The 24,489-nt window shown below is 69.2% G+C and carries 22 protein-coding genes; 9 read left to right on the top strand and 13 right to left on the bottom strand.

Annotated features, from left to right (window positions below):
• Positions 1 to 56: 56 nt before the first annotated feature.
• Positions 57 to 1,172, bottom strand: a complete 1,116-nt coding sequence (locus YWM_RS0104460) for a LacI family DNA-binding transcriptional regulator (RefSeq protein ID WP_028849700.1) — start codon at positions 1,170 to 1,172, stop codon at positions 57 to 59.
• Positions 1,173 to 1,364: 192 nt separating this feature from the next.
• Between YWM_RS0104460 and YWM_RS0104455 the strand changes: the two genes are divergently transcribed.
• The 3 genes from YWM_RS0104455 to YWM_RS0104445 are packed head-to-tail and all read left to right on the top strand — an operon-like array spanning position 1,365 to position 4,014.
• Complete coding sequence (locus YWM_RS0104455) at positions 1,365 to 2,339, top strand: metal ABC transporter solute-binding protein, Zn/Mn family (RefSeq protein WP_028849699.1); 975 nt, start codon at positions 1,365 to 1,367, stop codon at positions 2,337 to 2,339.
• Positions 2,336 to 3,139 (top strand): metal ABC transporter ATP-binding protein, encoded by an 804-nt coding sequence (locus YWM_RS0104450; protein ID WP_028849698.1) that lies wholly within the window; start codon positions 2,336 to 2,338, stop codon positions 3,137 to 3,139. Before YWM_RS0104455 ends, YWM_RS0104450 begins: the two co-directional genes overlap by 4 nt.
• Positions 3,139 to 4,014: a metal ABC transporter permease gene (locus tag YWM_RS0104445; protein WP_028849697.1), complete on the top strand. Its 876-nt coding sequence runs from the start codon at positions 3,139 to 3,141 to the stop codon at positions 4,012 to 4,014. Before YWM_RS0104450 ends, YWM_RS0104445 begins: the two co-directional genes overlap by 1 nt.
• Here the strand turns inward: YWM_RS0104445 and YWM_RS0104440 are convergent.
• Genes YWM_RS0104440 through YWM_RS0104430 form a run of 3 tightly spaced genes read right to left on the bottom strand, consistent with a single transcriptional unit; the run spans position 3,968 to position 7,776 of the window.
• Entirely contained in the window at positions 3,968 to 5,254 is a 1,287-nt protein-coding gene (locus tag YWM_RS0104440; RefSeq protein WP_028849696.1) for an alginate O-acetyltransferase AlgX-related protein, read from the bottom strand. The genes YWM_RS0104445 and YWM_RS0104440 overlap by 47 nt on opposite strands.
• Before the next feature lie 49 nt (positions 5,255 to 5,303).
• Positions 5,304 to 6,494 carry a DUF445 domain-containing protein gene (locus YWM_RS22190; protein WP_052344549.1) on the bottom strand — a complete coding sequence of 397 codons (1,191 nt, stop codon included), beginning with the start codon at positions 6,492 to 6,494 and terminating at the stop codon, positions 5,304 to 5,306.
• A gap of 46 nt (positions 6,495 to 6,540) precedes the next feature.
• Entirely contained in the window at positions 6,541 to 7,776 is a 1,236-nt protein-coding gene (locus YWM_RS0104430) for a DUF445 family protein (RefSeq protein WP_043659614.1), read from the bottom strand.
• A gap of 205 nt (positions 7,777 to 7,981) precedes the next feature.
• Here YWM_RS0104430 and YWM_RS0104425 point away from each other — a divergent pair, with 205 nt between their 5' ends.
• Entirely contained in the window at positions 7,982 to 8,842 is an 861-nt protein-coding gene (locus tag YWM_RS0104425) for a coiled-coil domain-containing protein (RefSeq protein WP_028849694.1), read from the top strand.
• 339 nt (positions 8,843 to 9,181) lie between these two features.
• Entirely contained in the window at positions 9,182 to 9,910 is a 729-nt protein-coding gene (locus YWM_RS0104420) for a dienelactone hydrolase family protein (protein WP_028849693.1), read from the top strand.
• 11 nt (positions 9,911 to 9,921) lie between these two features.
• Here the strand turns inward: YWM_RS0104420 and YWM_RS0104415 are convergent, their stop codons facing one another.
• Positions 9,922 to 11,355, bottom strand: a complete 1,434-nt coding sequence (locus YWM_RS0104415; RefSeq protein ID WP_028849692.1) for an MBOAT family O-acyltransferase — start codon at positions 11,353 to 11,355, stop codon at positions 9,922 to 9,924.
• 682 nt (positions 11,356 to 12,037) lie between these two features.
• On the opposite strand from YWM_RS0104415, the gene YWM_RS0104410 reads away from it, so the two are divergent.
• Positions 12,038 to 12,445: a hypothetical protein gene (locus YWM_RS0104410; protein WP_028849691.1), complete on the top strand. Its 408-nt coding sequence runs from the start codon at positions 12,038 to 12,040 to the stop codon at positions 12,443 to 12,445.
• Here the strand turns inward: YWM_RS0104410 and rlmB are convergent.
• The 6 genes from rlmB to YWM_RS22185 all read right to left on the bottom strand — a co-directional run bounded on the left by rlmB (position 12,380) and on the right by YWM_RS22185 (position 17,343).
• Entirely contained in the window at positions 12,380 to 13,339 is a 960-nt protein-coding gene (rlmB, locus tag YWM_RS0104405; RefSeq protein WP_028849690.1) for a 23S rRNA (guanosine(2251)-2'-O)-methyltransferase RlmB, read from the bottom strand. The genes YWM_RS0104410 and rlmB overlap by 66 nt on opposite strands.
• On the bottom strand, positions 13,329 to 14,717 hold the full coding sequence (cysS, locus tag YWM_RS0104400; RefSeq protein ID WP_028849689.1) for a cysteine--tRNA ligase: 1,389 nt from the start codon (positions 14,715 to 14,717) through the stop codon (positions 13,329 to 13,331). Before cysS ends, rlmB begins: the two co-directional genes overlap by 11 nt.
• 55 nt (positions 14,718 to 14,772) lie before the next feature.
• Positions 14,773 to 15,453, bottom strand: a complete 681-nt coding sequence (locus YWM_RS0104395) for an HAD family hydrolase (RefSeq protein ID WP_028849688.1) — start codon at positions 15,451 to 15,453, stop codon at positions 14,773 to 14,775.
• Between the two features lie 178 nt (positions 15,454 to 15,631).
• A complete protein-coding gene (gene ispF, locus YWM_RS0104390; RefSeq protein WP_028849687.1) occupies positions 15,632 to 16,105 on the bottom strand; it encodes a 2-C-methyl-D-erythritol 2,4-cyclodiphosphate synthase in 474 nt (157 codons plus the stop codon).
• Positions 16,102 to 16,779, bottom strand: a complete 678-nt coding sequence (gene ispD, locus YWM_RS0104385) for a 2-C-methyl-D-erythritol 4-phosphate cytidylyltransferase (RefSeq protein WP_028849686.1) — start codon at positions 16,777 to 16,779, stop codon at positions 16,102 to 16,104. Before ispD ends, ispF begins: the two co-directional genes overlap by 4 nt.
• Positions 16,780 to 16,812: 33 nt before the next feature.
• A complete protein-coding gene (locus YWM_RS22185; RefSeq protein ID WP_052344548.1) occupies positions 16,813 to 17,343 on the bottom strand; it encodes a CarD family transcriptional regulator in 531 nt (176 codons plus the stop codon).
• A gap of 284 nt (positions 17,344 to 17,627) precedes the next feature.
• Here YWM_RS22185 and YWM_RS0104375 point away from each other — a divergent pair, with 284 nt between their 5' ends.
• From YWM_RS0104375 to radA, 3 genes are all read left to right on the top strand, one after another.
• Positions 17,628 to 18,206, top strand: coding sequence for a copper chaperone PCu(A)C domain-containing protein (locus tag YWM_RS0104375; RefSeq protein WP_052344547.1), 579 nt, complete (start codon positions 17,628 to 17,630; stop codon positions 18,204 to 18,206).
• A gap of 64 nt (positions 18,207 to 18,270) precedes the next feature.
• Positions 18,271 to 18,705 carry a hypothetical protein gene (locus YWM_RS0104370; protein ID WP_028849684.1) on the top strand — a complete coding sequence of 145 codons (435 nt, stop codon included), beginning with the start codon at positions 18,271 to 18,273 and terminating at the stop codon, positions 18,703 to 18,705.
• Between the two features lie 46 nt (positions 18,706 to 18,751).
• On the top strand, positions 18,752 to 20,104 hold the full coding sequence (radA, locus tag YWM_RS0104365) for a DNA repair protein RadA (protein ID WP_028849683.1): 1,353 nt from the start codon (positions 18,752 to 18,754) through the stop codon (positions 20,102 to 20,104).
• Between the two features lie 295 nt (positions 20,105 to 20,399).
• Here radA and otsB read toward each other — a convergent pair whose 3' ends face one another.
• Together otsB and YWM_RS0104355 are read right to left on the bottom strand one after the other, a co-directional pair.
• Complete coding sequence (gene otsB, locus YWM_RS0104360) at positions 20,400 to 22,928, bottom strand: trehalose-phosphatase (RefSeq protein WP_028849682.1); 2,529 nt, start codon at positions 22,926 to 22,928, stop codon at positions 20,400 to 20,402.
• 69 nt (positions 22,929 to 22,997) lie between these two features.
• The gene (locus YWM_RS0104355; RefSeq protein WP_028849681.1) at positions 22,998 to 24,407 is read right to left on the bottom strand and encodes an alpha,alpha-trehalose-phosphate synthase (UDP-forming); all 1,410 of its coding nucleotides are present in this window, start codon (positions 24,405 to 24,407) and stop codon (positions 22,998 to 23,000) included.
• Positions 24,408 to 24,489 lie beyond the last annotated feature (82 nt).

Genomic DNA, 24,489 nt, shown 5'->3' with positions numbered 1-24,489 from the left:
GAGCCTGCCCGCATCGGGCATGGCAAGTCGAGCGGGAGCTACATCACGTCACGCCATCAGGGGCCGAACCAGCGCTGCTCGGCCGTCCGCGGCGGCGCGGACGTGCGGCCGATGCGCAGCTCGGTGTCCAGCGTGATGACCTCCGGATCGACCGCGGCACGCCCGACCCTTCTGCCGGGGTCCAGCAGCAACTTGCCGGCACACCGGCCCTTCTCCCGGACCGGCTGGCGCACGGTCGTCAGATCCGCGCGCTCACCCTCGGGTACACCGTCGAACCCGGTGATCGTCAGGTCCGCGGGCACCTGCAGTCTGCGGCGCGAAGCCTCCTTCAGTGCGCCCAACGCCAGGATGTCCGACGTGCAGACCAGCGCGGTGACATGCGGGTGCGCGTCGAGCAGCTGGGCCGCGGCGGACGCGCCGTCGTCGATGGTGTGCTCGAAGCGCTCCACGACCGGAACCGTCGACCAGTCGACCCCGACGGCTTCGAACGCTTCGGCCAGTGCCGCGAGCCGGGCGCGCTGCACGTGGTAGTTCGCGTTCTCCTGCCGTTCCCGGGGGACGAAGCCGTTGCGCCGCTCCCTGGTCAGCCGCATGCACAGCACACCGATGTCGCGATGGCCCAGCTCGATCAGGTGCTCGGCCAGCGACGTCATGGCCGCTTTGTCGTCCGGCCCGACCCGGTCCACGTCCGGCACCACCGGCTGGTCGATGATCACGGTCGGGACCGGCCGTTGCAACACCGCCTGCAGGTGGGGATCGTCGTCCGGCACCGAATACACCACGAAGCCGTCCACGCCGGCCCGGTGCACCGCGTCCAGGTTCTCCTTGCCGGGCCCCGCGGGCACCAGCTGCACGCCGACGCCGGCGTCCTCACAGGCCAGTGCCAGCCCTTCCAGTACGCCGAGCGCGGCCGGATCGCGGAAGGCGTACGACAAGGCCTCGGTCAGCAACAGACCGACCGCGCCCGCTTTGCGCGTGCGCAGCGAGCGAGCCACCGGGTCGGGGCCCGGGTATCCCAGTTTGCGTGCGGTTTCCAGGACACGGCGGCGTAGCTCCGGCGAGAGCTGGTCCGGCCGGTTGTAGGCGTTGGACACCGTTGTCCTGGACACGCCGAGTTCGGCGGCGAGCGACGCCAAAGTGGCTTGCCGCCGGGTGCGCATCGGACGGCCCATGCACCGAACGTTAACGGTTCAGTAGCCAGGCTGAGAACCCACGGCCGGGAAATGATCACGGAATGTCGTACTGGTTCACGCGGTGATCACAACCGGGCGGCGCAACGACCCGCACGCGGCACGCTGTCACTCGTCTGCGGTACGCTGTTGATAACGGATTCCATTTTCTTCCACGACCCGGAGGGAGTACGCATGACCGCGCGTGTTCCGGTGCTGGCCGCTGTGGCCTGCATTGCCGTCGTCGCCGTGTCGGGGTGCGGGGACAGCGCGGCGAGCGACTCCGGTGATGGGCTGTCGGTCGCCGCGTCGACCGGTGCCTGGGCCAGTGTCGCGCGCGCCATCGGCGGGGAGAGTGTTCACGTGTCGGCGGTGATCGACGATCCGGTGGCCGACCCGCACTCGTACGAGTCGACCGCGGAGGACGTGCTGACGTTCACCAGGGCGGATCTGGCTGTCGTCAACGGCGGCGGCTACGACTCGTTCGCCGAGGGCTTGGCGGATCAGGCGCCGGACGTACCGGTCATCGACGCGTTCGCGCTGTCCGGGCACGAGGCCCCCGAGCACGAGGAGGCCGAGCACGAGGAGGCCGAGCACGAGGAGGCCGGGCACGAGCACGACCACGCGCACGAGCACGGCGGGGTGAACGAGCACGTCTGGTACGACCTGCACGTCGTGGAGCAGGTCGCGGACGAGCTGGTCGAGCGGCTCAGCAAGCTGGCGCCCGAGCAAGCGGCGGAGTTCGAGGCGAACGGCAAGAAGTTCGCCGACGGCCTGGCGAAGCTGCGCGCCGAGTTGGCCGCGGTGAAGAAGCAGGCGGGCGGGGCCGAGGTCGTCTCGACCGAACCGGTCGCGTTCTACCTGCTGGAAGCCGCCGGGCTGCGCGACGTCACGCCGAAGGCGTTCAGCAACGCGATCGAGGGCGACTCGGACGTGCCGGTGGCGGCCCAGGCCGAAGTGAGGCGCCGGGTGGAAAGTGGAACAGTTGCTGCCGTGGTGAACAACCCGCAGACCGAGACCGCGGTCACCCGCGAGCTGGTGTCGGTGGCCGAGCGGGCGGGCACACCCGTGGTGGAGATCGGCGAGATGCCGCCGGACGGCGAATCCGACTATCTGCGCTGGGTGGAAGCGGAGGTGGCGAAGCTGAAAGCGGCGGTGGCGAAGTCATGACCACGCAACCCGCGGTACGGCTGGTCGACGCGAGCTTGCGGTTCGGTGAACGCACCCTCTGGTCCCGGCTGACCATGGCCGTGCAGCGGGGCGAGTTCGTCGCGGTGCTCGGGCCGAACGGTTCGGGCAAGACCAGCTTGCTGAAGGTGCTGCTCGGGCAGCAGCGGTTGTCCTCCGGCACCGCGGAAGTCATCGGCGGTGCCTCGGCGATCGGCTACGTGCCACAGCAGGGCGCCTCGGAGGCCGCGAACGCCATCCGGGGCATCGATCTCGTCGGCCTCGGCCTGGACGGCCAGCGCTGGGGCCTCGGCCTGCGCGGCATGCGGAAGCGGCGCCAGCGGGTCGAGGAAGCCGTGGCCGCGGTCGGCGCGGAGCAGTTCGCCGGCAAGCCGTTCAACCAACTCTCCGGCGGTGAGCAGCAGCGCTTGCGGGTCGCCCAGGCGCTGGTGGGCGAGCCGTCGGTGTTGCTGTGCGACGAGCCGCTGCTGTCGCTGGACCTGGCGCATCAGCAGGCGATCAGCGAGCTGATCGACCGGCAGCGCCGGGAAGCGGGCACGGCCGTGCTGTTCGTGACGCACGAGATCAACCCGATCCTGCAGTACGTGGACCAGGTGCTGTACCTGGTCGACGGGCGGTTCCGGATCGGCAGGCCGGAGGAGGTGATGACCACGCAGGTGCTGTCGGAGCTGTATCGGGCGCCGGTGCGGGTGGTCAACCTGGACGGCCAGTTGCACGTCGCGGGCGCGCACAGCGCGGTGTGTGAGGACGAACCGCATCACGTACACCAGGCGGCGGGCTGATGGACAAGTTCGGTGATGTCGAGCTGACCATCGACCTGCTTGCGCTGCCGTTCGTGCAGACGGCGCTGCTCGCGGCGGCGATCCTCGGCGTGGTCGCCGGCGTGATCGGACCGTTGATCGTGCGACGGCAGATGGCCTTCGCGGTCCATGGCACGGCGGAGCTGGGTTTCACCGGCGCGGCCGCTGCGTTGCTGCTCGGCGTCGGCGTCGAGTACGGCGCGGTGGCCGGAGCCGTCGTCGCTGCGTTGGCGCTCGGGTTGCTCGGTGCGAAGGCGTCCGAGCGGGACTCGGTCATCGGGGTGGTGCTGTCGTTCGGGCTCGGCCTCGGCGTGCTGCTGCTGTGGTTCTACGAGGGCAGGGCGTCCAGCAAGCTCGGCCTGCTGTTCGGTCAGGTGATCACGGTCGACTCGGCCAACCTCACGGTGTTCGCCGGGTCCGCGGTGCTGGTGCTCGGTGTGCTCGCGGTGATCTACCGGCCGTTGTTGTTCGCGTCCGTCGATCCGGTGGTGGCGGCCGCCCGTGGTGTCCCGCTGCGGGTGCTGACCCCGCTGTTCGCCGTCCTGGTCGGCATCGCCACGGCGCTGGGGGTGCAGACCGTCGGCGTGCTGCTGGTGCTGGCGCTGCTGGTGACGCCCGCGGCCGCGGCCTGCCGGGTGACGTCGAGTCCGTTCGTGGCGACCGTGCTGTCCATCGTGTTCGCCGAGGTCGCGGTGCTTGGCGGCATCGTGCTCTCGTTGGCGCCCGGCGCTCCGATCAGCGCGTTCGTCACGTCGATCTCGTTCGTCATCTACCTGGCCTGCCGCCTCGTCGAGTGGGCGCGGAGCCGGGTCACCGGACGGGTGCCGCAGCCAGTTTCGGCGCCAGCTTCTCGATGAATCCGTCGTAGAGGAAGCCGGCGGTGCCCGAGGCCAGGGCACGCTCGACGACTTCCACCACGACGACCTTCGACTCCACGAATGCCTTGATGGTCGTGTCCAGGTCCTCGTTCGCCGCCGAGTAGCTGAGCATCGTCACGTCGGAGAACCCGGCGGTCAGGTAGCCGGAGGCGGCCTTGGTGAACGAGTCACCGAAGACCAGCGTCGGCTCCGTGATCGTGCCGGGCACCGCGGGCTGTTGGCGCCGCACCGGCCGGTCGATGTCCAGGGCGAGCACGGTGGTGCGGTTCGTCTGCCCGTCCGGCATGACCGAGTAGCTGATGGACGTCTTCGACCCCTTGCGGCCGATCATCTTCGGCAGATCGGCCGACGACGTGTAGGCGCCGCCCGGCACCACCCGCCAGCCTTGCGTCAGGCCCGGCCGCAGGTTCTCCACCAACGTCATCGTCATCGCCACCGAGCCTTCGTCGGTCCAGTGGGTGTCGTTGGGGTAGTAGACCGGCCGTTGGACGTTGGCGGCCGCCTTCTCCAACAGCGGGCGGACGTCGATCGCTTCGGCTTCCTCGATCAGCCGCGGCCACAACTTGCGGGTGAACGCCTCGGCGCAGTCCTTGCCCGCGTAGCGGTCCGGCAGGTGCTCCGGCACCATCGTGGTCTTGTCCGGCGCCACGATGAGCCGGAATTCTCGCCCGGACGCCTCGACGGCCTTGCGCAGCTTGTTCAGCCCGGCGATGGTGCGGTTCAGCGGCTTGCGCGGATGGCATTTGCCGCGCACGTCGTCGCCCAGGTACAGCCAGCCGTCGTCGCCTTCGATGACCTGGCGGTAGCCGGTGGCGACATCGGGGGACTCGTCGGTGGCGGGCGGCGTGCTGCCGGGCAGCGGTCCGGTCGGTTGCCGCTGGGTGCCGAACGGTGGTGGCTCGCCGAAGATGCCGCGGCTGATGCCGTCCGCCGCGTCGATCGCCGCACCGCGGAACACCAGCTGGTCGATCGCCCACCGCGGCAGCTTGGTGAACATGCCCCAGCCGTCGGTGATGCTGGGGAACGAGGCGAGCTTGTGGTTCTCGATCTCGGTCGGACGCAGGCCGACGACCCACAGCGCGGTCGGGGTGACGAAGAAGACCAGCGCGCAGATCAGCGCGACCAGCTGTCGTCCGCCGTGCCGGGGCCGATGCAGCGCGTGCTCCCGTGGCAGCCACGCCTCGTGCACCGGAGGTAGCCGTGTGGAGTCCGAGACCACGCGCCACACGGTACCGGCAGGCTTGTCGGCACGAGGGCCGAACGGTCAACTAAGCGATCGGGAGCACCATCTGCAGTGCGCCCGCGGCCGCGCCGAGCAGCGCGACGAAGATCGTCAGCGGCAGGCGAGCGGTGTGCAGTGCGGGACGGGTCAGCAGCTCGAACTCGGCGTCGGACAGCTCGGCCACGCGGTAGGAGACGGTGCGCTCGACGGCCATGGCCTCGGCGAGATAGCGGTGCGCGGGCCGCGCGGTGTACGGCAGGTTCTCCAGCGCTCGCGCGGCCGCGGTCCGTTTCATCTCCGGCAGGCGCTCGGTGCCGATCGTGGCCTTGACCAGGGCCCGCAGCGCCATGGCGTGCTCGTCGACGAGCTCTCCGACGATGTCTGCCAGCACCGCGCGAGCTTGCAGCCGTTCGACGCCGTTGGCCAGCGCATCGAGCATGACTTCCGGTGTCAGCACCTCTTCGGCGATCGTCTTCGCGTAGGTGCGGGTGATCCCCGCACGGTGGCGGTGGACCGGGCCACGGACGACGATGCCGCCCACCTTGTGCGCACTCCGCGGCCGGTAGATCAGCTCGCCTGCGGTCCAGCATGCGCCCACCGCGATGGCTGCTCCGCAGATCGGAAGCAACGGCGACCACCCGGTGACGGCCAGCAGGATCGCTTCACCGACCCCGGCCACCAGGCCGAAGGCGAGCGCGGCCAGTGTGCTGCGGCGCAGGTCGGCAATGGTCATGGACCGCACGAGCCTGCTCATCCGCTCCGGATCGGACAGCCGCTTGATGACGACGTCCCGGATGTCGACGATCCAGTCGGCGTTGGTGCGCAACCGGTCCACCAGCTCGCGGACGATCCACGGGCCGGACGCCTGCAGCCGCTTGACGACGATGTCCTGCACGAACGGTGGCAGGGCTTCCCAGACCGTCGGGTGGTGTTTGGCCAGCGTCTCGTGGGCGACGGTGTCGATGGTGCGCAGCAGGGGCTGTTCGACGTGCGCCAGCAGCCGCTGCGCGTCCACGTCGGTGAACAGTTCCTGCGTGGTCAGCAGCCTGCCGGTGATGAGGTCGGCGTTGACGGTGGCGAGCTTGGTCGCGGAGCGGGGGACGGCGCCCTGCCAGCCCAGCGGCCCGACGCCGAGGAAACGCCGTGGCTTGAACAGCAGCACGACGATCAGCGCGCGGGTGCCCAGGCCGAGTGCAGCCGCCACCAGCGGAATGCTCAGCAGGACCGCCCAGTGCACGGCTGAACCCTAGCCCACCGGCGCGCGCACTCGGCGGATGCCGCGATCAATGCAGCATGAGCAAAACCTGCATTTCACCGACCAGGCCGCCGATCACCGCGCCGACGGCGATCAGTTTCCACTCGTCCTGCCGGAACGCGGGGCGCAGCAGTTGCTCGAACTCCAGCCGGTTGAGCTGACGCATCCGCTGCACGATGGTGTTGCGGACGTCCAGCGCGCCGGTTGCGTAGTCCTCGGCGTAAACGACGGTCTGCGGTACGCGTTGCACGGTCTTCTCCGCCACCGACAGCTTCATCTGCTGGAAGCGGGTCGATCCCACGGCGGCGACCAGCACCGGTTTGATCACGCCGGCTTGCTCGTCGATGGTGCGCTGCACTTCGCGTTGGATGATCTGGAACAGGCGGTCGGACTTCGGACCGGTGAGCACCGCCTCGACGATGTTCGGGATGGTGATGATCTCCCTGGCGATCATGTCGCCGTAGTCCGCCGCCACCTGGTCCCTGCGCTTCTGGAACACGCCCTGCCAGGTGAACACCCCGAAGAACCTCTTCGGCTCGCGCGGCAGGAACACCATCTTGAGCGCCAGCCAGTCGGTGACCCAGCCGATGAAGAAGCCGAACACCGGCATCACCAGCGGCTCGTGGGTCAGCGTCCACACGATCAGCTGCACGATGCCGAGCCCGAACCCGAAAAAGATGCCCGAGCGTGCGATGAACGACATCTCCGGCCGCGAGATGTCCCGGATCAGCCGGTTCAGCAGCGCTTTGTCGCGCACCAGGTTGGTCACGACCATGTGCTTGAGGTCGAAGACGTCGTCGATGTTGTCGGCGAACTGCTTCATGATCGACGCGATCGCCTTTGGTGCCTGCGCGCGCACGCGGTCCAGCAGCAGTTGTTTCGCCGCGGGCGGCAGCCGCTCCCACAGCTGCGGCTGGTATTCCGTCATCACCTCGCGGGTGACCTCGTCGACCGCTTCCAACAGTGGCTTCTCGACTTCCCGGGCGATCTGCTCGGGGTCCAGCCGGGAGAAGATCTCGCGCGGGTCGACCAGGTTGCGGGTGAGGGTCTCGGTCGCGATGCTCGCCATCCGTTCGGCGTTGGCGGGAAGCACACCCTGCCAGCCGAGCAGTGGCGGGATGCCGACGAACTCCAGCGGGCGGAACATCATCTCGATGGCCACCCGCTTGGTGACGTAGCCGATCAGGGCCGCGATGAACGGGATCGAGGCGTACAGCGGCCAGCGGTCGGACACGTCGGCGACGATGGTTCCCCAGTCGACCATCGCGCTCCTTCCCTCGCGCTCGACGAGCGTTTCCCCGTCGCTGTGACGGTAACCGAGCGGGGGGCGATCGGGGTCTGCGAGTACGGGTGACACGCACCCGGATGGCGGCGGACGATCAGGCCACGCCCTGTGGTCCAAAAAGGACGGACAGATTACTCCGTTTGGAGGTATGTGGCCTGGCTGGGTGAGTCATTATGGTGGCGCAATGCCAAACCCCGAACCATCCCCCAACCCTGCGAAGAAGCCCGTTTTCGGCACCGCGTATCGCGGATACAACAAGGCCGAGGTCGACCAGCAGATCGAACGCCTGACGACCGAGATGGCGACCATCGCGCGGCAGCGTGACGAAGCCGTCGAGTCGGTGGCCGAACTCACCAAGTCGCTGGCGTACACGCAGAAGGAACTCACCGAAGCCAAAGCGGCACTGGCCCGGCTGGCGGAGGACCCGTCCGGCCCGGCGGCGATGTCCGAGCGCGTCAAGGCGATGATGCAGCTCGCCGAGGAGGAGATCGCCGAGCACAAGGCCAAGGCGGAAGAGGACGCCAACGCCACCAGGGAGGCCGCGGAGGCGTACGCGGACAAGACGCGGAAGAAGGCCGAGGAGACCGCTGCGCAGCTGGCCGAGGAGGCCAAGGCCGAACGGGAACGGCTGGACGCCGAGGCCGCGGACCGTCGGGCCGAGGCCGAGCGCAAGTCCGCCGAGGCCATCGCGAAGGCCGAGAAGGAGTCCGCGGACAAGATCGCCGAGGCGGAGCGGAAGTCCGCCGAGGAGATCGCCGCCAAGAAGGCGCAGGCGGAGAAGGAGGTGGCCGAGCTGCACGCCGACGCGAAGGCGCGCACCGACGCCATGCTCGCCGACGCCGAGGCCCGGCTGGCGGACGCCACCAAACAGCAGAAGGCCGCGGTGGAGTTCCGCAAGAAGGTCTCCGAGCGGCTGTCGGCCACCTACTCGGCGCTGCAGGAGGCGGTGGACACGCTCGGCGACATGCCGGACTTCGACGGTGGCCCGGACAAGGCCAAGTCCAGCAGCAACGGCAGTGGATCGAAAGTGAAGCAGCCTGCCTGACCATGATTCGGCCGGGCGCGGCTGAACACGTGGATGGCCCGGAGGCCGTGGCGGCCTCCGGGCCATTCCGCTGTCCGGGTCGGGTCGAGGTCTGGCGCTGCTGTTCACCGTCCGGGCCCGATCGCCTGCGTGGTGGCAGCCGTGCCGTCCCGGTCCCGCAGGCGGGCAAGGCAGTAAATCGCTGGCTCCGAGGTAGCGCCGGTTGTCACGGTGAGCCGGCTGTGCCGAGCTCGAGGAGGTGGTACCCGTGATTGCTGTGACATGGGTGCTCCCCTGCGAGGGCACGGTCGGGCGGTAGGTCGTCCGGGAGCGCCGTAGCGACTCCCGAAAGGCGCGACCATGCAATTTCTCACCGAGCAGCAGCTCGGCAACGTTCTGCAACGCAATTTCGTGCTGGGCGAGGTCCCCGGCGTTGTCTGGATTCCTCGTTCCGGCCCGGCTCCGCTCGTCCTGATCGGCCACCCCGGCGGACTCTCGACGATGCACCCGCGGTTGCTGGCGCGCGCTCAGCACCTCGCGAACGACGGCTTCGCGTCGGCGGCACTGGAACTTCCCGGTTGTGGTGAACGGCCGCGGATCGCCGCGGCGGACGAGGCGCGAGCCGAGCTGCGCCGCGCGGTACGAGCAGGCGAACCCGTCGGCGAAGATGTCCTCGAGCGGCTGGTGCTGCCTCTGGTGGACCAGGCGGCGCCGGAATGGCAGCACGCCGTGGACGTACTACTTCAGCTGCCCGGTATCACCGGCCCGGTCGGCTACGCGGGCGGGCTCATCGCCCTCGGTGTCCGGCTCGCCGTGGTCGAACCAAGGATCGAGGCCGCCGTCCTGTTCGCCGGGAGCTACGTGCCTCGGGGCATGTTCGCCGAAGCGAAAACGGTCGCCATCCCCTTGCAGGTGCTGTTGCAGTGGGACGACGAGGGCAACGACCGGCAACTGGCGCTGGACCTGTTCGACGCGCTCGGTTCCGGCGAGAAATCACTGCACGCCAACATGGGTGGACACACCGGCGTCCCACCGTTCGCGGTCGACGACGGGGCCAGGTTCTTCGCCCGCCATCTGCAGGCAGGATGAGCCGGAGGCGGTCAGAACTGGTAGTACAGGAACGGGCTGAACGTGCCCGTGGCGACCAGGATCGCCGCGTAGATCAGCCCGCACGTCATCACCCCGACGCGCAGCACGCCGGCCGGGGTCGACCGCGAGGACTCCAGCAGCGGTCCGGTGACCGGATGCGCAGGCAGGAAGAAGATGCTCGCCGCCGCGAGCAGGATGACCAGCCGCTGATTGGTGAAGGCCTCTTCCACCACGTCGGTCAGCCCGGTGAAGTCCGGCAACAGCATGTGGCCGATCATGGTCAGCGCCGAGCCCAGGTCGGCCGAGTTGAACAGCACCCAGCCGAAGATCACCAGAACGATGGTCAGCATGCGCCGCAGCGCACGCGCGACGGGCTTGGCGGGTGCTTCGGCGAGGCCGAAACTCCGCTCGATGATCAGCAGCGCGCCGTGCCAGATGCCCCACAGCAGGTACGTCCACGCGGCTCCGTGCCAGAACCCGGTGAGCACGAAAACGATGCACAGGTTGCGGTAGGTCTTACGCGGCCCCGCCCGGTTGCCGCCGAGCGGGATGTAGACGTAGTCGCGGAACCATCGCGACAGCGACATGTGCCAGCGCCGCCAGAACTCGGTGACGGTCACCGAGGCGTAGGGACGCGCGAAGTTCTCCGGCAGCCGGAAGCCGAGCATCCGGCCCAGCCCGATCGCCATGTCCGAATACCCGGAGAAGTCGAAGAACAGCTGCAGCGTGTAGGTGATCGCACCCAGCCAGGCGATCGCGAACGTCATGTCCTCGGCCGGGGTGCGGAAACACGCGGTGGCCAGCGGCGCCAGCGAGTCGGCGACGATCGCCTTCTTGCACAGGCCGAGCGCGAACCGGGGGAAACCGGCCGCGATGTCGTCGAGCCGGTGCAGCCTGCGTTGCGGCAGCTGGTCGGCGATCTCCTTGAACCGCACGATCGGACCCGCGATGAGCTGCGGGAACATCGAGATGTACGTGGCGAACGAGACCGGGTTGCGCAGCGCCTTGCGTTCCCCGCGGTAGATGTCGACCACGTACGAGATGTGGTGGAAGGTGTAGAACGAGATGCCGATCGGCAACGCCAGGTGCACGACCGGGAAGTCCCCGCCGAGCAACTGGGCGAGCGCGTCGAACTGTTCGGTGGCGAACCCGGCGTACTTCCACACCGCGAGCACCGCCGCGTCGAACGTCACCACACCGATGAGCACGCGGCGCCGATACGGCTTCGGCCGACCGAACTCGTCCGGCTCCAGCAGTGGCCCGGCCAGGAAGTTGACCACCATGCAGGACAACAGCAGCAGCGTGGTCGCGCCCGCCCCGGTGGCGTAGAAGATCAGGCTGCCGATCGCCACGATGCCGTTGCGCCACGCCCGCGGGCACACCAGCACCGCGAACAGCACTGCGGGCATGAAGTACCACAGGAACAGTGGTGACGCGAACGACATGCTCTTCGATCCCCCTGCGAGCGGCGGAAGCAGTCAGACACTACCGAAGGCGTCGGGGGATCCGTGGCGGATCCGGCTACGTCACACAGACCATGACCGACATGACGATCGCGGACCGACGCGTGGCCGACCCGCGCCACACAACCGCTTATGTGGCCTCGGGCGTGCTGCTTCTGCTGTACGGCATCGTGCCGCTCGCGTGGACGGTCTACGCGCTGAGCGTGCGAGAAACGCCGATCGAGGAATTCTTCCGGGCTCTCGTGTGGCCCGAGGTCGACGATCCGGTGCGGGCGATGACGCCGTACGAGTGGGCATTGGGCGTGGCGTTCATCGTGGTCGGCGCCTTCGCCGTGGCGCGCCGCCGAGCCGCGCGAGGGGGAGCGATCGTGCTCGCCGTCGGCCTTGTGGCGTCATCGGTTCGCGAGGCGATCGGCCTGCTCGATTCGTCCTACCGCGCGGAATACGACTACCTGGACGACACACCATGGCTGCTCGCGACCAGGGTGGCCGCGCTGCTCATCGGTCTCGTGGTCCTGGTTTCGATGATGCGCGCCAAGGACGACCGCAATCCTCGCCTCACCGGCAGGGCCACGCTCCCGATCGTCGGAGCCGTGATTCTGGTCGCGGCCGCGCTGCAGCTGGCGTTGCGGATCTCGCTGCCGGGCCGAAGGACTTTTTGCGCATGGTCGTCACCCCGGCCGACTACTCGCCCGCCAACATGTTCGCCGGCGTGCCGTTCTACCAGGGGTTCGTCATCGTCGCGCTGTTCGTCGTGGGCATCATGGCGCTGCGCTACCGAAGGATCGCGCGCGGCGCGGCGTTGGCGATCGTGCCGGTGGCGGGCTACATCGGGTACTACAGCGTCGCTCCGCTGCTGCCGTACCTGAGCTTCGACGCCATCTTCAGCCACGGCCTCGCTGCGCTGACGTACGCGGCATCCCTGAGCACCGTGCTCGCCGCCATCCTGGTCCTGGCGCTGTTGTCGCTGCGCGACCCCGACGACGAGCCCGAGACCGACGACCCGCTAGATCCGTCCGCGCTCACGCCGCCGGCGAGCGATTTCGGCCAGCAGTACCCCGGCGGCCACTGAGGCGTTGAGCGACTCCACACCGGCCGCCATCGGGATCGAGATCGTCATGTCACAGGTCTCGCGGACCAGCCGGGACAGCCCTCGGCCCTCGGAGCCCAGCACGACGACCAGCGGGTCGGTGGCCAGCGGGAAGTCGTCGATGCTGGTGTCCCCGTCGGCATCCAGGCCGACGATCATCAGACCCTTCTCGGCGTAGTCCTTGAGCAGACGAGTCAGATTGGTGGCCTGAGCGATCGGGAGCTGGGCAGCGGTTCCCGCGCTCGTCCGCCACGCCACGGCCGTCATGCCCGCGCTACGCCTGCTGGGCAGCAGCACGCCGTGCGCGCCGAACGCGGCCGCGGACCGCACCACGGCGCCCAGGTTGCGGGGATCGGTGACGCCGTCCAACGCGACCAGCAGCGGATGATCGTCGGACTCGGCGGCGGCGACCAGCAGGTCGTCCGGATCCGCGTAGGAAAACGGTGGCACCTGCAGGCCCAGCCCCTGGTGCACGGCGTTGCGTGTCTTCCGGTCCAGTTCGTCGCGCGGGACCTCGAGGATCGTGATGCCACGGTCCGCGGCGAGCCGGACGGCTTCGGTCACCCGGTCGTCGGCGTCGACCCCGATCGCCACGTACAGCGCTTCGGCAGGCACCTCCGCCCGCAGCGCCTCCACCACCGGGTTCCGCCCGGCGATCAGTTCCGGACCCTGGGCAGCGCGCTGCTCCTTGGCCTTCTCCGCCCGCGCCTTGGCCGCGGCACGGCGCTGCGCGGGATGACCCGGCCGCATCTCCGCCTTCGGCGTCGGCCCCTTGCCGCGCAGGCCCCTTTTGCGCTGGCCACCGGAACCGGTGACCGCGCCCTTCTTGGTCCCCGGCTTGCGCACCGCTCCGCGGCGCCGCGAATTACCGGCCATCTGCCACCGTCCACTGTGGACCGCTCGGGGTGTCCTCCACGACGATGCCTGCCTCCTGCAGTCGGTCCCGCAGCCGGTCCGCGGTGGCGAAGTCCTTCTCCGCGCGCGCCCGCGACCGGTCTTCCAGGACCGCCTCGACCAGCACGCTCAGCGCCTGCCGCACCTTGTCGTCGCCGCGCTCGTCCGCCCACTGCTCCGACAGCGGGTCGATACCCAGGACCGCGGTCATGGCGCGCACGGCCGAGGCCGCTTGCCGTGCCTTGTCGTCGTCCCCGGCGTCGAACGCGGTGTTGCCTTCGCGGACCACGTTGTGCATGACCGCGAAAGCCTTCGGGGTGGCCAGGTCGTCGTTCATCGCGTCGACGAATTCGGCCGGAAGCTCGCCGGGCACGACCTCGCCGTGTGCGGCGACCCGGCGCAGGAACTGCTCGATGCGGCGGTAGCCCTGCGCGGCCTCGTGCAGTGCCTCGTCGGAGTACTCGATCAGCGACCGGTAGTGCGGCTGGATGAGGTAGTAGCGCAGCTCCGGGGCGCGTGCCTTGCGCAACATCGCCGGAATCGACACCACATTGCCCAGCGACTTGGACATCTTCTCGCCCGCCATGCCGACCAGGCCGTTGTGCATCCAGATCCGGGCGAACGGGTCACCGGCCGCTCGGGACTGGGCCAGCTCGTTCTCGTGGTGCGGGAAGACCAGGTCCAGCCCGCCGCCGTGGATGTCGAACTCCGCGCCCAGGTAGGTGCAGGCCATCACCGAGCACTCCAGATGCCAACCGGGACGGCCGGCGCCCCACGGCGTCGGCCACGACGGCTCACCCGGTTTGGCGCTCTTCCACAGCGTGAAGTCGCGGTGGTCACGCTTGCCCGCCGCCGCCGACTCGCCCTGCTGCACCTCGTCGAGCTGCTGGCGGGACAGGGAGCCGTACTCGTCGAACGACTGCACGTCGAAGTACACGTCGCCCTCGGCCGCGTAGGCGTGCCCCTTGTCGATCAAGCGTTGCATCAGCTCGATCATCTGGGTCACGTGTCCGGTGGCGCGCGGGGAGATGGCCGCGGGCCGGCAGCCCAGCGCGGTGTAGGCGTCCTCGAACTCGCGCTCGTAGCGGGCCGAGTGCTGCCACCACGGACGACCCTCCGCCGCGGCCTTGACCAAGATCTTGTCGTCGATGTCGGTGACGTTGCGGACCAGCGTGACGTCCAGCCCGCCGTGTTCCAGCCAGCGCGCCAGCACGTCGTAGTTCAACGCGCTGCGCACATGACCGATGTGCGGCGGGCCTTGCGGGGTCGGCCCACAGACGTAGATGGACGCCGCCCCGGCTCGCACGGGCGTGAACTCCCGCACACTGCGGGATGCGGTGTCGTAAAGCTGAAGGGCCACCCAGGAATGGTACGGGGCGAGCCGTCGACGCTCCGAAGTGTCCCCGGGCCTCGGACTACAGGCCGTGCGCGGCGAGCGCGTCCCGCAAGGCCGTCGGCCGCTCCTCCGGAGCCGTCGGCGGGACCAGGCTGAATCGCATGCCCAGCGCGAGCGCGCCGCCGTCGGCGTGCTGGCTGTCGCCGACCATCAGTGCGTGCTCGGCCTCGACGCCGATGGCTTTCAGCGCGATCTCGAAGATCCGCCGGTCGGGTTTGACCACGCCGTGCTCGTAGCTGAGAACGTATTCCGTCACGTGTTGGTCGACTCCGGTGGCGGTGAACGCGGGCCGGATGTCGAACCCGATGTTGCTGACCACGGCGATCGGGATGTCCCGCTCGGCAAGGAGCTGGAAGACCTCGGGCACGTCGTCGAACGGCGTCCAACCGGACGTGTCGATCATCCGCTCGTACAGCACCGTCGCGTGTTCTTCCGCGACGACGCCCGCCCGGCGAATCGCCTCCACGAAGGCCTTGCGATGCAGTTCGGGGTCGAGGTCCCGGTTCTGCCACGCGTGCGCGAACTCTCCGTCCAGCGCGACGCCGTGCACCGGGGAGATCACCTTGCGGACCAGCTCGCCGAACGCGTCCGGCGTCAGCTCGTTGCCCTCGACGTCGGTGATCCCGGCCAGGTCGTCGACCTTGGGTTCGGCGCTGAACAGTGTGCCTGCGAAATCGAACAACACCCCACGAATCGTCACGACGGCCACGGTACTGATGTCCGCGGGGAGAGTCAGGCCGCGCTGATGTCCGCGGTGAAAATCATGTCGCACAGGTGTCCGCGGTGGGGAGGTTGGCCGCTGTCACAGGTGCCCGTGGTGGGGCCAGGCCGCGCTCACTGGGAGCCGGGCCGCCGTCACTGATGTTCGCGGCGGGGAGTCACTCCACCGGCACCAGCAGCGCGGTGGCGACGGCCGCGATGCCTTCCCCGCGACCGGTCAGCCCGAGCCCGTCGCTGGTCGTCCCGGAGACGCTGACCGGGCCGCCCGCGGCCTTCGACAGCACCTCTTGTGCCTCTTGCCTGCGGGTGCCGATACGCGGCGCATTGCCGATGACCTGCACCGCGGCATTGCTCAACCGCCAGCCGGCCGACTCCACGCGCACGCGCGCCTCCTCGAGCAGTCGCACGGAGGAGGCTCCGGCGTACTCGGCGCGGCCGGTGCCGAACAGCTGGCCGAGGTCACCCTGGCCCGCGGCGGACAACATCGCGTCGATCAGTGCGTGGGTGGCGACGTCGCCGTCGGAATGCCCGGCGCAGCCGTCCACCCCTTCCCAGCGAATCCCCGCGATCCAGCACTCCCGGCCCGCTTCGATCGCGTGCACGTCGACGCCCTGGCCGATGCGTGGACTCATGGCTGCTCCACCAGGATCTTCTCGGCGATCTGCAGATCGAACGGGGTGGTGATCTTCATGGCATGGGGATGGCCCATCACCGTAGCGACGGGGATACCGACCCGCTCGACGAGGGAAGCGTCGTCGGTCGCCGATCCCGGCGCACTCGCATGCACGCGACGCAGCAAGGGCTCGGCGAAACCTTGCGGTGTCTGCACCGCGCGCAAGGAACTGCGATCCGGCGTGCCCGTGACGACGCCGTCGGCATCCACCTGTTTGACGGTGTCCGCCAGCGGAAGCACTGGCACCACTGCTTGTGCGCCGCCGGAAAGCGCTTCGATCACCGCGCACGGAACCGTCGGCGGTGTGAATGCTCGCGCGGCGTCGTGCACCAGGACGGCGTCGAACGCGCCGCTGGCTACTGATTCCAGGGCCGCCCGCACGGAACTCGTGCGATCCGCCCCGCCGGCGACGACGCTGCACCGGTCACCGAATTCCGCCAGACAGGACTCGAAATCGCCGAGGTGATCCGCGGGCGCGGCCACCACGACCGCGTCCACCACCCCGGAATCGAGAAGCCCGCGCGTGGCCCTGGTGACCAGGGGTGTCCCGGCCACGGGAACCAGAGCCTTGGGAACGTGCGCGCCGAGGCGTTCACCCCGCCCGGCGGCAGGTACCAGCGCAACGACCTTCAACCGGCCATTCCGACCGGGCAAGGAAAGAACTGCTCAGCTGTCGATGCCGGCGCCGACCGGTTTGGCGTCGGACGTCTCGTCGGCCGTGGCCAGGACTTCGTCCAGCAGCCCCTCGGCCTTCTCCTCGTCCGTGCCTTCAGCGAGCGCCAGCTCGCTGACCAGGATCTGCCGCGCCTTGGCCAGCATGCGCTTCTCGCCGGCGGACAGGCCACGGTCCTTCTCACGCCGCCAGAGATCGCGCACCACTTCGGCCACCTTGTTCACATCGCCGGAGGCGAGCTTCTCCAGGTTGGCCTTGTACCGACGAGACCAGTTGGTTGGCTCTTCGGTGTGGGGAGTACGCAGCACATCGAATACGCGATTGAGCCCGTCCTGGCCGACGACATCACGCACACCGACGATCTCGGCGTTGTCGGCGGGGACGCGCACCGTAAGATCACCTTGAGCGACCTTGAGAACGAGGTATTGCTTCTCCTCGCCTTTGATGACGCGAGTCTCGATCGCTTCGATGAGTGCTGCACCGTGGTGCGGGTAGACGACGGTCTCTCCGACCTTGAAAACCATGTGTCCTCTGCCCCTTTCGCTTCCTCCATGTTAGCACGCGCAACGGTGCCCTCGATAGCGCCCCGTGTCCGTCGTCGCAGGTCAGCGCCCTGATCGGGCCCGTGGTGGGGGTTGACAAACCCGCGGTCGGTGTGCTCACGCAGGTAGTGGCGGGGGCCGAAAGTACTCGGCGTCACAGTCCATTGTGGACTGTGCGCGGGCGGAGTAACGGCCGGAGTTCGGCCCGCGCGCACGCCGAGATAGTCTTGCTGGCGCAGGCTTGCGGGACACGAAAGGATTCCGGTATGCCCAGCAGTTCCGGTAAGCGCCGGGTGAAGCTCGGCTTCGCCACGCTCGCGCTCGCCGCCGTCGTGACCGGCACGGCAGGTTGTGGTGCCGGTCAGATCACGCAGACCGACACCCAGCTGGCCGCCGTCAACGGTGACCAGGCGCAGGTGGGCGCGTTGCATGTGAACAACGCAGCGCTGGCCTACCCGGAGGACGGGTACTGGGCAACGGGCTCCGACGTTCCGCTGAAGATGGCCATCGCCAACAACGGGGCGACGGCCGACGAGCTCGAGCAGATCAGCACCACCGACGCCGCGAGCGTGGACGTCAAGGGCGACTCGGTCATCCCGTCGCAGCGCGCGCTGTACGTGGGCATGGAGCCGCCGAAGCCCGCCGGTGAGGAGGACGCGGGCTCCGACGCCGGTGACGTCGGCACGGCCACCGTCACGCTGAAGGGCCTGAAGAAGAACCTGTACCCGGGCATGGTCGTCGAGATGACGCTGATGTTCCGGGAGTCGGGCGCGCTGAAGCTGCGGGTGCCGATCGAGGCGCCGGAGAAGGTGCGCACCGAAGAGGCCGCCGAGTCCGAGCACTGATCCTCCCGGTCACGACTCCGTCGGGGATATATCCGCGCTGGACCGTGAGGCTAGCCTCGCGCGCGTGTCCAGCGTCGAGGAATTGCGCGCCAACCGGCCGGCCCAGGCAGCGCAGGCGCGGATCTGCGCCGTCATCGCTGCGGTGCTGTGGGTCCCGGTGATCGGCGGCCTGGTGGTGCCGGAGACCCCGGACAGTTACGCCGGATTGCCCGCGATCGCCGCGGTGCTGCACGCGTGGGGGTCGTTCGGGGTCGTCAAGGGCAGGCAGTCCGGCCGCGTCGTGTGCGTGGTCACCGCGGTCGTGCTGTGGGTCATGGTGCTGCCTTACAGCTGGATCGGGATGAGCTCCGACGACACCTACGCGTCGGTTTACGCGGTGTTGGACCTCGTCGCCGTCGCGTTGTCGGTTGCCGGGATCGCCCTGCAGTTCTCGCGGCCGGTGACCGAGTACGTCAACGCGGTGTCGCACGCGATGCGGGCGCAAGACGAGACGCGGTAGCGCGCCGCTGCCGAAAATGTCGGGGCCGCCCGCTACGGTGCGGGTCGTGGGGAAGAAAAGCGCCGGCTACCGCTGTGTGGAATGCGGATACGAGGTCGCGAAGTGGGTCGGCCGCTGCCCGGAGTGTCAGGCGTGGGGGACCGTCGAGGAGCGCGGTGTGCCCAACCCTGCGCTGGCCACCGTGGCCGCGGGCGCGCCGTCGTCGCCTGCCCGGCCGATCGTCGACGTCGATCTTGATTCCGCGCGGGCCCAGCCGACCGGGGTCGCGGAGCTGGACCGGGTGCTGGGCGGCGGTCTGGTTCCCGGCGCCGTGGTGCTGTTGGCAGGCGAGCCCGGGGTCGGGAAGTCGACGCTGCTGCTGGAGGTCGCCCAGCGCTGGGCAGGCAGCCGCGGGCGCGCGTTGTATGTGACGGGTGAGGAGTCGGCAGGGCAGGTGCGGCTGCGGGCGGAGCGCACGTCCGCGTTGCACGAGTCGCTGTTCGTGGCGGCGGAAAGTGATCTGTCCGCGGTGCTGGGGCATGTCGACGCGGTACAGCCGGGAGTGCTGATCGTCGACTCGGCCCAGACGATGGTGTCGCCGAAGGTGGAGGGGTCGCCCGGCGGTGTCACGCAGGTGAAGGCCGTGGCGGCGGCGCTGGTGGCGTTGGCCAAGGAGCGAGCCCTGCCGGTGATCCTGGTCGGGCACGTCACGAAGGACGGTTCGGTGGCCGGGCCCCGGGTGCTCGAGCATCTGGTCGACGTGGTGCTGCATTTCGAGGGTGACAAGCACTCCACGTTGCGGATGGTCCGTGGGGTGAAGAACCGCTTCGGGCCGGCCGACGAAGTGGGCTGCTTCGAGCTGCGCGACGACGGCATCGTGGGTGTGGCGGACCCGTCGGGGCTGTTCCTGAACCGGCGGGGAGATCCGGTGGCCGGGACGGCGGTGACGGTGACGGTGGAGGGCAAGCGGCCACTGCTCGCCGAGGTGCAGTCGCTGGTCACCACGTCGTCCTTGCCCACGCCGCGGCGGGCGGCCAGCGGGCTGGACTCGTCGCGGATCGGGATGATCCTCGCGGTGCTGGAGAAGCATGCGCGGATCCGGTTCGGCGAGCGGGATGTCTACGTCGCCACGGTGGGCGGCATGCGGCTGACCGAACCGGCGGCGGACCTGGCGGTGGCGTTGGCGGTCGCGTCGTCGGTGAGCGAAGCGGAATTGCCAAGCGGGATCGTTGCTGTGGGGGAGGTGGGACTGGCGGGTGAGTTGAGAAGGGTCACCGGCGTGCAGCGCAGGCTGGCCGAGGCTCAGCGCATGGGGTTCACGCACGCGCTCATCCCGCCGGATTGTGGTCCGGCTCCGGACGGGATGACGGTGAAGGAGATTCCCGACCTGCCGAGCGCACTGCAGCTGGCGTTCAGCTGAGCGCCGTCGGCCGGCGGTGCCGGCGGCTGAGGTAGTCGGCGGCACCAGCCCTCAGGCGCGTGCCGAGGGGCTCGGCCAATGTCGATGCGCACGGAGAGGCCGCGGCGTGCAGTGCCCTGCGCAGGCGGCCCGCATCGTCGGAGAGGATTCGAGGTGGCGAACGACCGCGCTCATTCCTCGGCCTCCGGCCGGTGGCGAGCACGCCGCGGTGCACGCAGCAAAATGGCGCCCGCACCCGCCGGCCGGCAGGTACAGGCGCCATGGCGCTCGGGGCCGGGTCGTGGCCCGCGGTGGACTACTGGTCGAGCAGGATCGCGCAGCGGATCAACCCGAGGTGCGAGTACGCCTGCGGGTGGTTGCCCAGCGAGCGCTCCGCGATCGGGTCGTACTGCTCGGGCAGCAGGCCAGTCGGGCCGGAACAGTCGACGATCTGCTGGAAGAGCTCCTCGGCCTCGGTTCGCCGCCCGGTGAGCAGGTACGCCTCGACCATCCACGCGGCGCACAGGTGGAAGCCGCCCTCGTTGCCGGGCAGGCCGTCGTCGCGCCGGTAGCGGTAGACAGTGGAGCCGCTGCGGAGTTCCCCTTCGATCGCGGTGACGGTCGACTGGAACCGCTCGTCGGACGGGTCGATCAACCCGGACAGCCCGATGAACAGCGACGCCGCGTCGAGGTCCGTGCCGTCGTAGGCGGTGGTGAACGCCTGCACTTCGTCGTTCCAGCCGTTCTCCAGCACATCGGCCGCGATCGTGTCGCGTAGCTCCGGCCACGCCGAGGGCATCTCACGGCCGTAGCGCTCGGCCAGCTTGACGGCCCGATCCATGGTCACCCAGCACATGACGCGCGAGTACACCCGGTGCCGCGGGACGTGCCGCTCTTCCCAGATGCCGTGGTCCGGCTCGCTCCAGCGGCGCTTGACCGCCTCGGCCATGGCGCGCACCAGCTGCCAGTCCTCGTCGCGCAGATCGCCGCGAACCTCGGCCAGGTCGGCGATCAGCTCGACCACCGGGCCGAACACGTCGAGCTGCACCTGGTGGTTGGCCAGGTTGCCGACGCGCACCGGGCGGGATCCCGCGTAGCCGGGCAGCGAGTCGATGACCGCCTCGGCGCCGAGCTGCGTACCCGCCACGGTGTACAGCGGGTGCAGGCGTTCCGGGCCGGCCAGTTGGCTCAGCACGCCGTGCAGCCACCGCAGGTAGCCCTCGGCCTCCTCGGTCGAACCGAGCGAAACCAGGGCGCGCACGGTCATGGCCGCGTCGCGGATCCAGCAGTACCGGTAGTCCCAGTTGCGGACGCCGCCGATCTCCTCGGGCAGGGAAGTGGTGGCCGCGGCCAGGACACCCCCGCTCTCGGCGTCGCACAGGCCGCGCAGCGTCAGCGCGGACCGGCGCACCAGCTCGGTCTCGACGCCCGGCAGCTTCAGCCCGGCCGCCCACTTGCTCCAGTACTCGCCTGCGCGGGCCCTGCGGTCCACTTCGGGCAGGTCGTGCGGGCCCAGGTCGGTCGTGCCGCAGCGCAGCTCCAGCACGATCGGCTCGTCCGGCGTCGGCCGAACGGTGGCCTTCGCGGTGTCGTGCAGCCCGTCGGAAGTGATTTCCCAGGTCACGCCGGGTGCGCGCAGTACGAACGGCTCCGACGTGCCCAGCACACGCAGGCCCTCCTGTTCGGCGACCAGCCGGACCGGCACACCGCCGAACTCGGGCCGCGGCGCGAACGTGATGCTGGCTTCGGTGTCGCCGGAGATCACCCGCACCAGGTCGGTCCGGTGCTTGGCCGACTCCGGCTCCAGGTAGTCCGTCACCAGCAGCCGGGACCAGCGCGTCTCCACCGTCATGGTGTTGGGCAGGTAGCGCTGACCGAGTGGGAGGCCGTTGCGGGTCGGCTTGATGCTGAAATGCCCCGCGCCAGGGCCGCCGAGCAGATCGGCGAACACCGCGGGTGCGTCCGGGCCCGGGTGGCAGAGCCACGTCAGCCGGGCGTCCGGTGTCACCAGGGCCACCGAGCGTTCGTTGGCCAGCATGGTCAGCCGCTCGATCGGCGGAGCCTGCTCGCCGTACAGCCAGTGGCGCCGCTCCTCGAGCACGAACGCGAGCACGGTGGCGACGTCCTCGGTGTCGGAGATGCGGTACTGCGCCAACGTCTCGCCCTCGCCGACGTGGATGCCCACGTCCGGGCCGGAGAGCCGGGTGAACGCCTTCTCGTCAGTGACGTCGTCGCCGAGGAACAGGGCCGCGGTCGCGCCGACCTGGTGCCGCAGGACGTCCAGCGCATGCCCCTTGTCGGTGGCCACGACGGCCAGCTCGACCACCGCCTTGCCGTCGGTGACCGAGATGCCGTCCCACTTGCCTGGCCCTTCGTGCACGGCGTCGATCACCCGCGCGCCGTCCTCTTCCGACGCCTGCCGCACATGGACGGCGATGCTCGCCGGTTTGATCTCCAGCGTGACGCCGGGGATGCCGTCGACCAGGCGGTTCAGTTCCGCCTCCAGCCTGCGGTGCAGTTCTCGGGCCTCGGCGTTGAGCTCGTGCACGAAGCCGATGTCGAATTCCGAACCGTGCGAGCCGATCAGATGGACTTCCGCGGGCAGCCGGGACAGGGTGGCCAGATCGCGCAGCGCCCGTCCGGAAATCACCGCGGTGGTCGTCTCGTGCAGCGCGGCGAGCGAACGCAGCGCACCGACCGACTCCGGTCGTGGCCGCGCGGTGTCCGGGTTCTCCACGATCGGCGCGAGGGTCCCGTCGTAATCGCAGGCCACCAGCAAGCGTGGCGTGCGAGCGATATGCACGATCGCTCTGCGCAGTTCGGCGGGTAGGGACTCGGCGGTCAACGCCCCTCCAGGAAAGGTTTTCACGGTCAAGAATGTGCCGGGCTACGGCACCATAACTCCCGCGTTCTATCAGCCGTCCAGCGCGTCGAGGAACGAGCGGGCCCACCGATCCACGTCGTGAGTCAGTACCTGGCGACGCAGCGCACGCATGCGCCTGCGACCCTCCGCCGGGTCGAGGTTGATCGCCGCGTGCAAAGTTCGTTTCACCCCGTCGAGATCGTGCGGATTGACCAAGAACGCGCTGGTCAGCTCGGCTGCCGCGCCCGCGAACTCACTGAGCACCAAAGCGCCCGTCTGGTCATGCTTGCACGCCACGTACTCCTTGCACACCAGGTTCATGCCGTCGCGCAGTGGCGTGACAACCATGACGTCGGCGGCCCGGTAAAACGCGGCAAGTTCCGGCCGTCCGACCGATTGATGCAAATAGTGCACGACCGGGTGACCGACACGAGCGAATTCGCCATTGATCCGGCTGACCAATCGCTCGATGTCACCGCGCATGCGCTGATAGTGCTCGACCCGTTCCCGGCTGGGGGTGGCCAATTGCACGAACGTGACCTCGGCCGGGTCGACCGTGCCTTCCCGGAGCAATTCGTGCAGTGCCTTCAGCCGGAGGTCGATGCCCTTGGTGTAGTCGAGCCGGTCGACCCCGAGCAGCATCGTCTTCGGGTCACCGAGTGACGCGCGGACCTCGGCGGCCCGCTTGGTCACCTCTGCGCTGCGCGCCAAGGAGTCCAGCCCGGCGGAGTCGATCGAAATGGGGAACGCGCCGACTCGCACGGTACGGTCGCCGACGCGCACGATGCCCGACCGGGAGCGCACGCCGACCGAGCCGCGGCTGGACTCCAGCCCGATCAGCTGACCGGCCAGCCACAGGAAGTTCTGCGCCCCACCGGGACGGTGGAACCCGACCAGGTCCGCGCCGAGCAGGCCGCGGACGATCTCGGCCCGCCACGGCAGCTGCATGAACAGCTCGACCGGCGGGAACGGGATGTGCAGGAAGAAGCCGATGCGCAGATCCGGCCGCAGCTCCCGCAACATCGACGGCACCAGCTGCAGCTGGTAGTCCTGCACCCACACGGTCGCACCCTGCGCGGCCACTTTCGCGCTCGCTTCCGCGAAGCGCTGGTTGACCCGCACGTAGGCGTCCCACCACCGGCGCTCGAACACCGGCGGTTGCACGACGTCGTGGTACAGCGGCCACAGCGTGGCGTTGGAGAAGCCTTCGTAGTAGTCGCGCACCTCGGCGGCGCTGAGCGACACCGGATGCAGCACCAGACCGTCGTCGGTGAATTCCTCGACCTCGATATCAGGTACTCCGGGCCAGCCGACCCACGCGCCTTTCCGGCTCCGCAGGAACGGCTCGAGTGCCGAAACCAGGCCGCCCGGGCTCTGCGTCCAGCGCTGGCCGCCGTCCGGCGACCGATCCAGATCCACCGGCAACCTATTGGCCACCACGACGAAATCGGGGTCGCTCATATGTTTCAGCCTACTGTGCGAACTCTGTGATCGGGCTCTCGATCGTGCGGCGTCCGGGTGGACTTACTGCCCACGCGGACCT

This window comes from Thermocrispum municipale DSM 44069 (assembly GCF_000427825.1).
GTDB lineage: Bacteria > Actinomycetota > Actinomycetes > Mycobacteriales > Pseudonocardiaceae > Thermocrispum > Thermocrispum municipale.
Note: the sequence above shows the minus strand (reverse complement) of the source record. Positions and strands in the feature narration are given on the sequence as shown.

Excerpts from the sequence above, each read along its gene's own strand:
- YWM_RS0104355 (WP_028849681.1), bottom strand. The coding sequence starts at position 24,407 with ATGAGCGACCCCGATTTCGTCGTGGTGGCCAATAGGTTGCCGGTGGAT.
- YWM_RS0104455 (WP_028849699.1), top strand. The coding sequence starts at position 1,365 with ATGACCGCGCGTGTTCCGGTGCTGGCCGCTGTGGCCTGCATTGCCGTC.
- YWM_RS22185 (WP_052344548.1), bottom strand. The coding sequence starts at position 17,343 with ATGGTTTTCAAGGTCGGAGAGACCGTCGTCTACCCGCACCACGGTGCA.
- YWM_RS0104460 (WP_028849700.1), bottom strand. The coding sequence starts at position 1,172 with ATGGGCCGTCCGATGCGCACCCGGCGGCAAGCCACTTTGGCGTCGCTC.
- YWM_RS0104415 (WP_028849692.1), bottom strand. The coding sequence starts at position 11,355 with ATGTCGTTCGCGTCACCACTGTTCCTGTGGTACTTCATGCCCGCAGTG.
- ispF (WP_028849687.1), bottom strand. The coding sequence starts at position 16,105 with ATGAGTCCACGCATCGGCCAGGGCGTCGACGTGCACGCGATCGAAGCG.
- YWM_RS0104430 (WP_043659614.1), bottom strand. The coding sequence starts at position 7,776 with ATGGTCGACTGGGGAACCATCGTCGCCGACGTGTCCGACCGCTGGCCG.
- rlmB (WP_028849690.1), bottom strand. The coding sequence starts at position 13,339 with ATGGCCGGTAATTCGCGGCGCCGCGGAGCGGTGCGCAAGCCGGGGACC.
- YWM_RS0104410 (WP_028849691.1), top strand. The coding sequence starts at position 12,038 with ATGGTCGTCACCCCGGCCGACTACTCGCCCGCCAACATGTTCGCCGGC.
- YWM_RS0104450 (WP_028849698.1), top strand. The coding sequence starts at position 2,336 with ATGACCACGCAACCCGCGGTACGGCTGGTCGACGCGAGCTTGCGGTTC.
- YWM_RS0104425 (WP_028849694.1), top strand. The coding sequence starts at position 7,982 with ATGCCAAACCCCGAACCATCCCCCAACCCTGCGAAGAAGCCCGTTTTC.
- YWM_RS0104420 (WP_028849693.1), top strand. The coding sequence starts at position 9,182 with ATGCAATTTCTCACCGAGCAGCAGCTCGGCAACGTTCTGCAACGCAAT.
- YWM_RS0104375 (WP_052344547.1), top strand. The coding sequence starts at position 17,628 with ATGCCCAGCAGTTCCGGTAAGCGCCGGGTGAAGCTCGGCTTCGCCACG.
- YWM_RS0104445 (WP_028849697.1), top strand. The coding sequence starts at position 3,139 with ATGGACAAGTTCGGTGATGTCGAGCTGACCATCGACCTGCTTGCGCTG.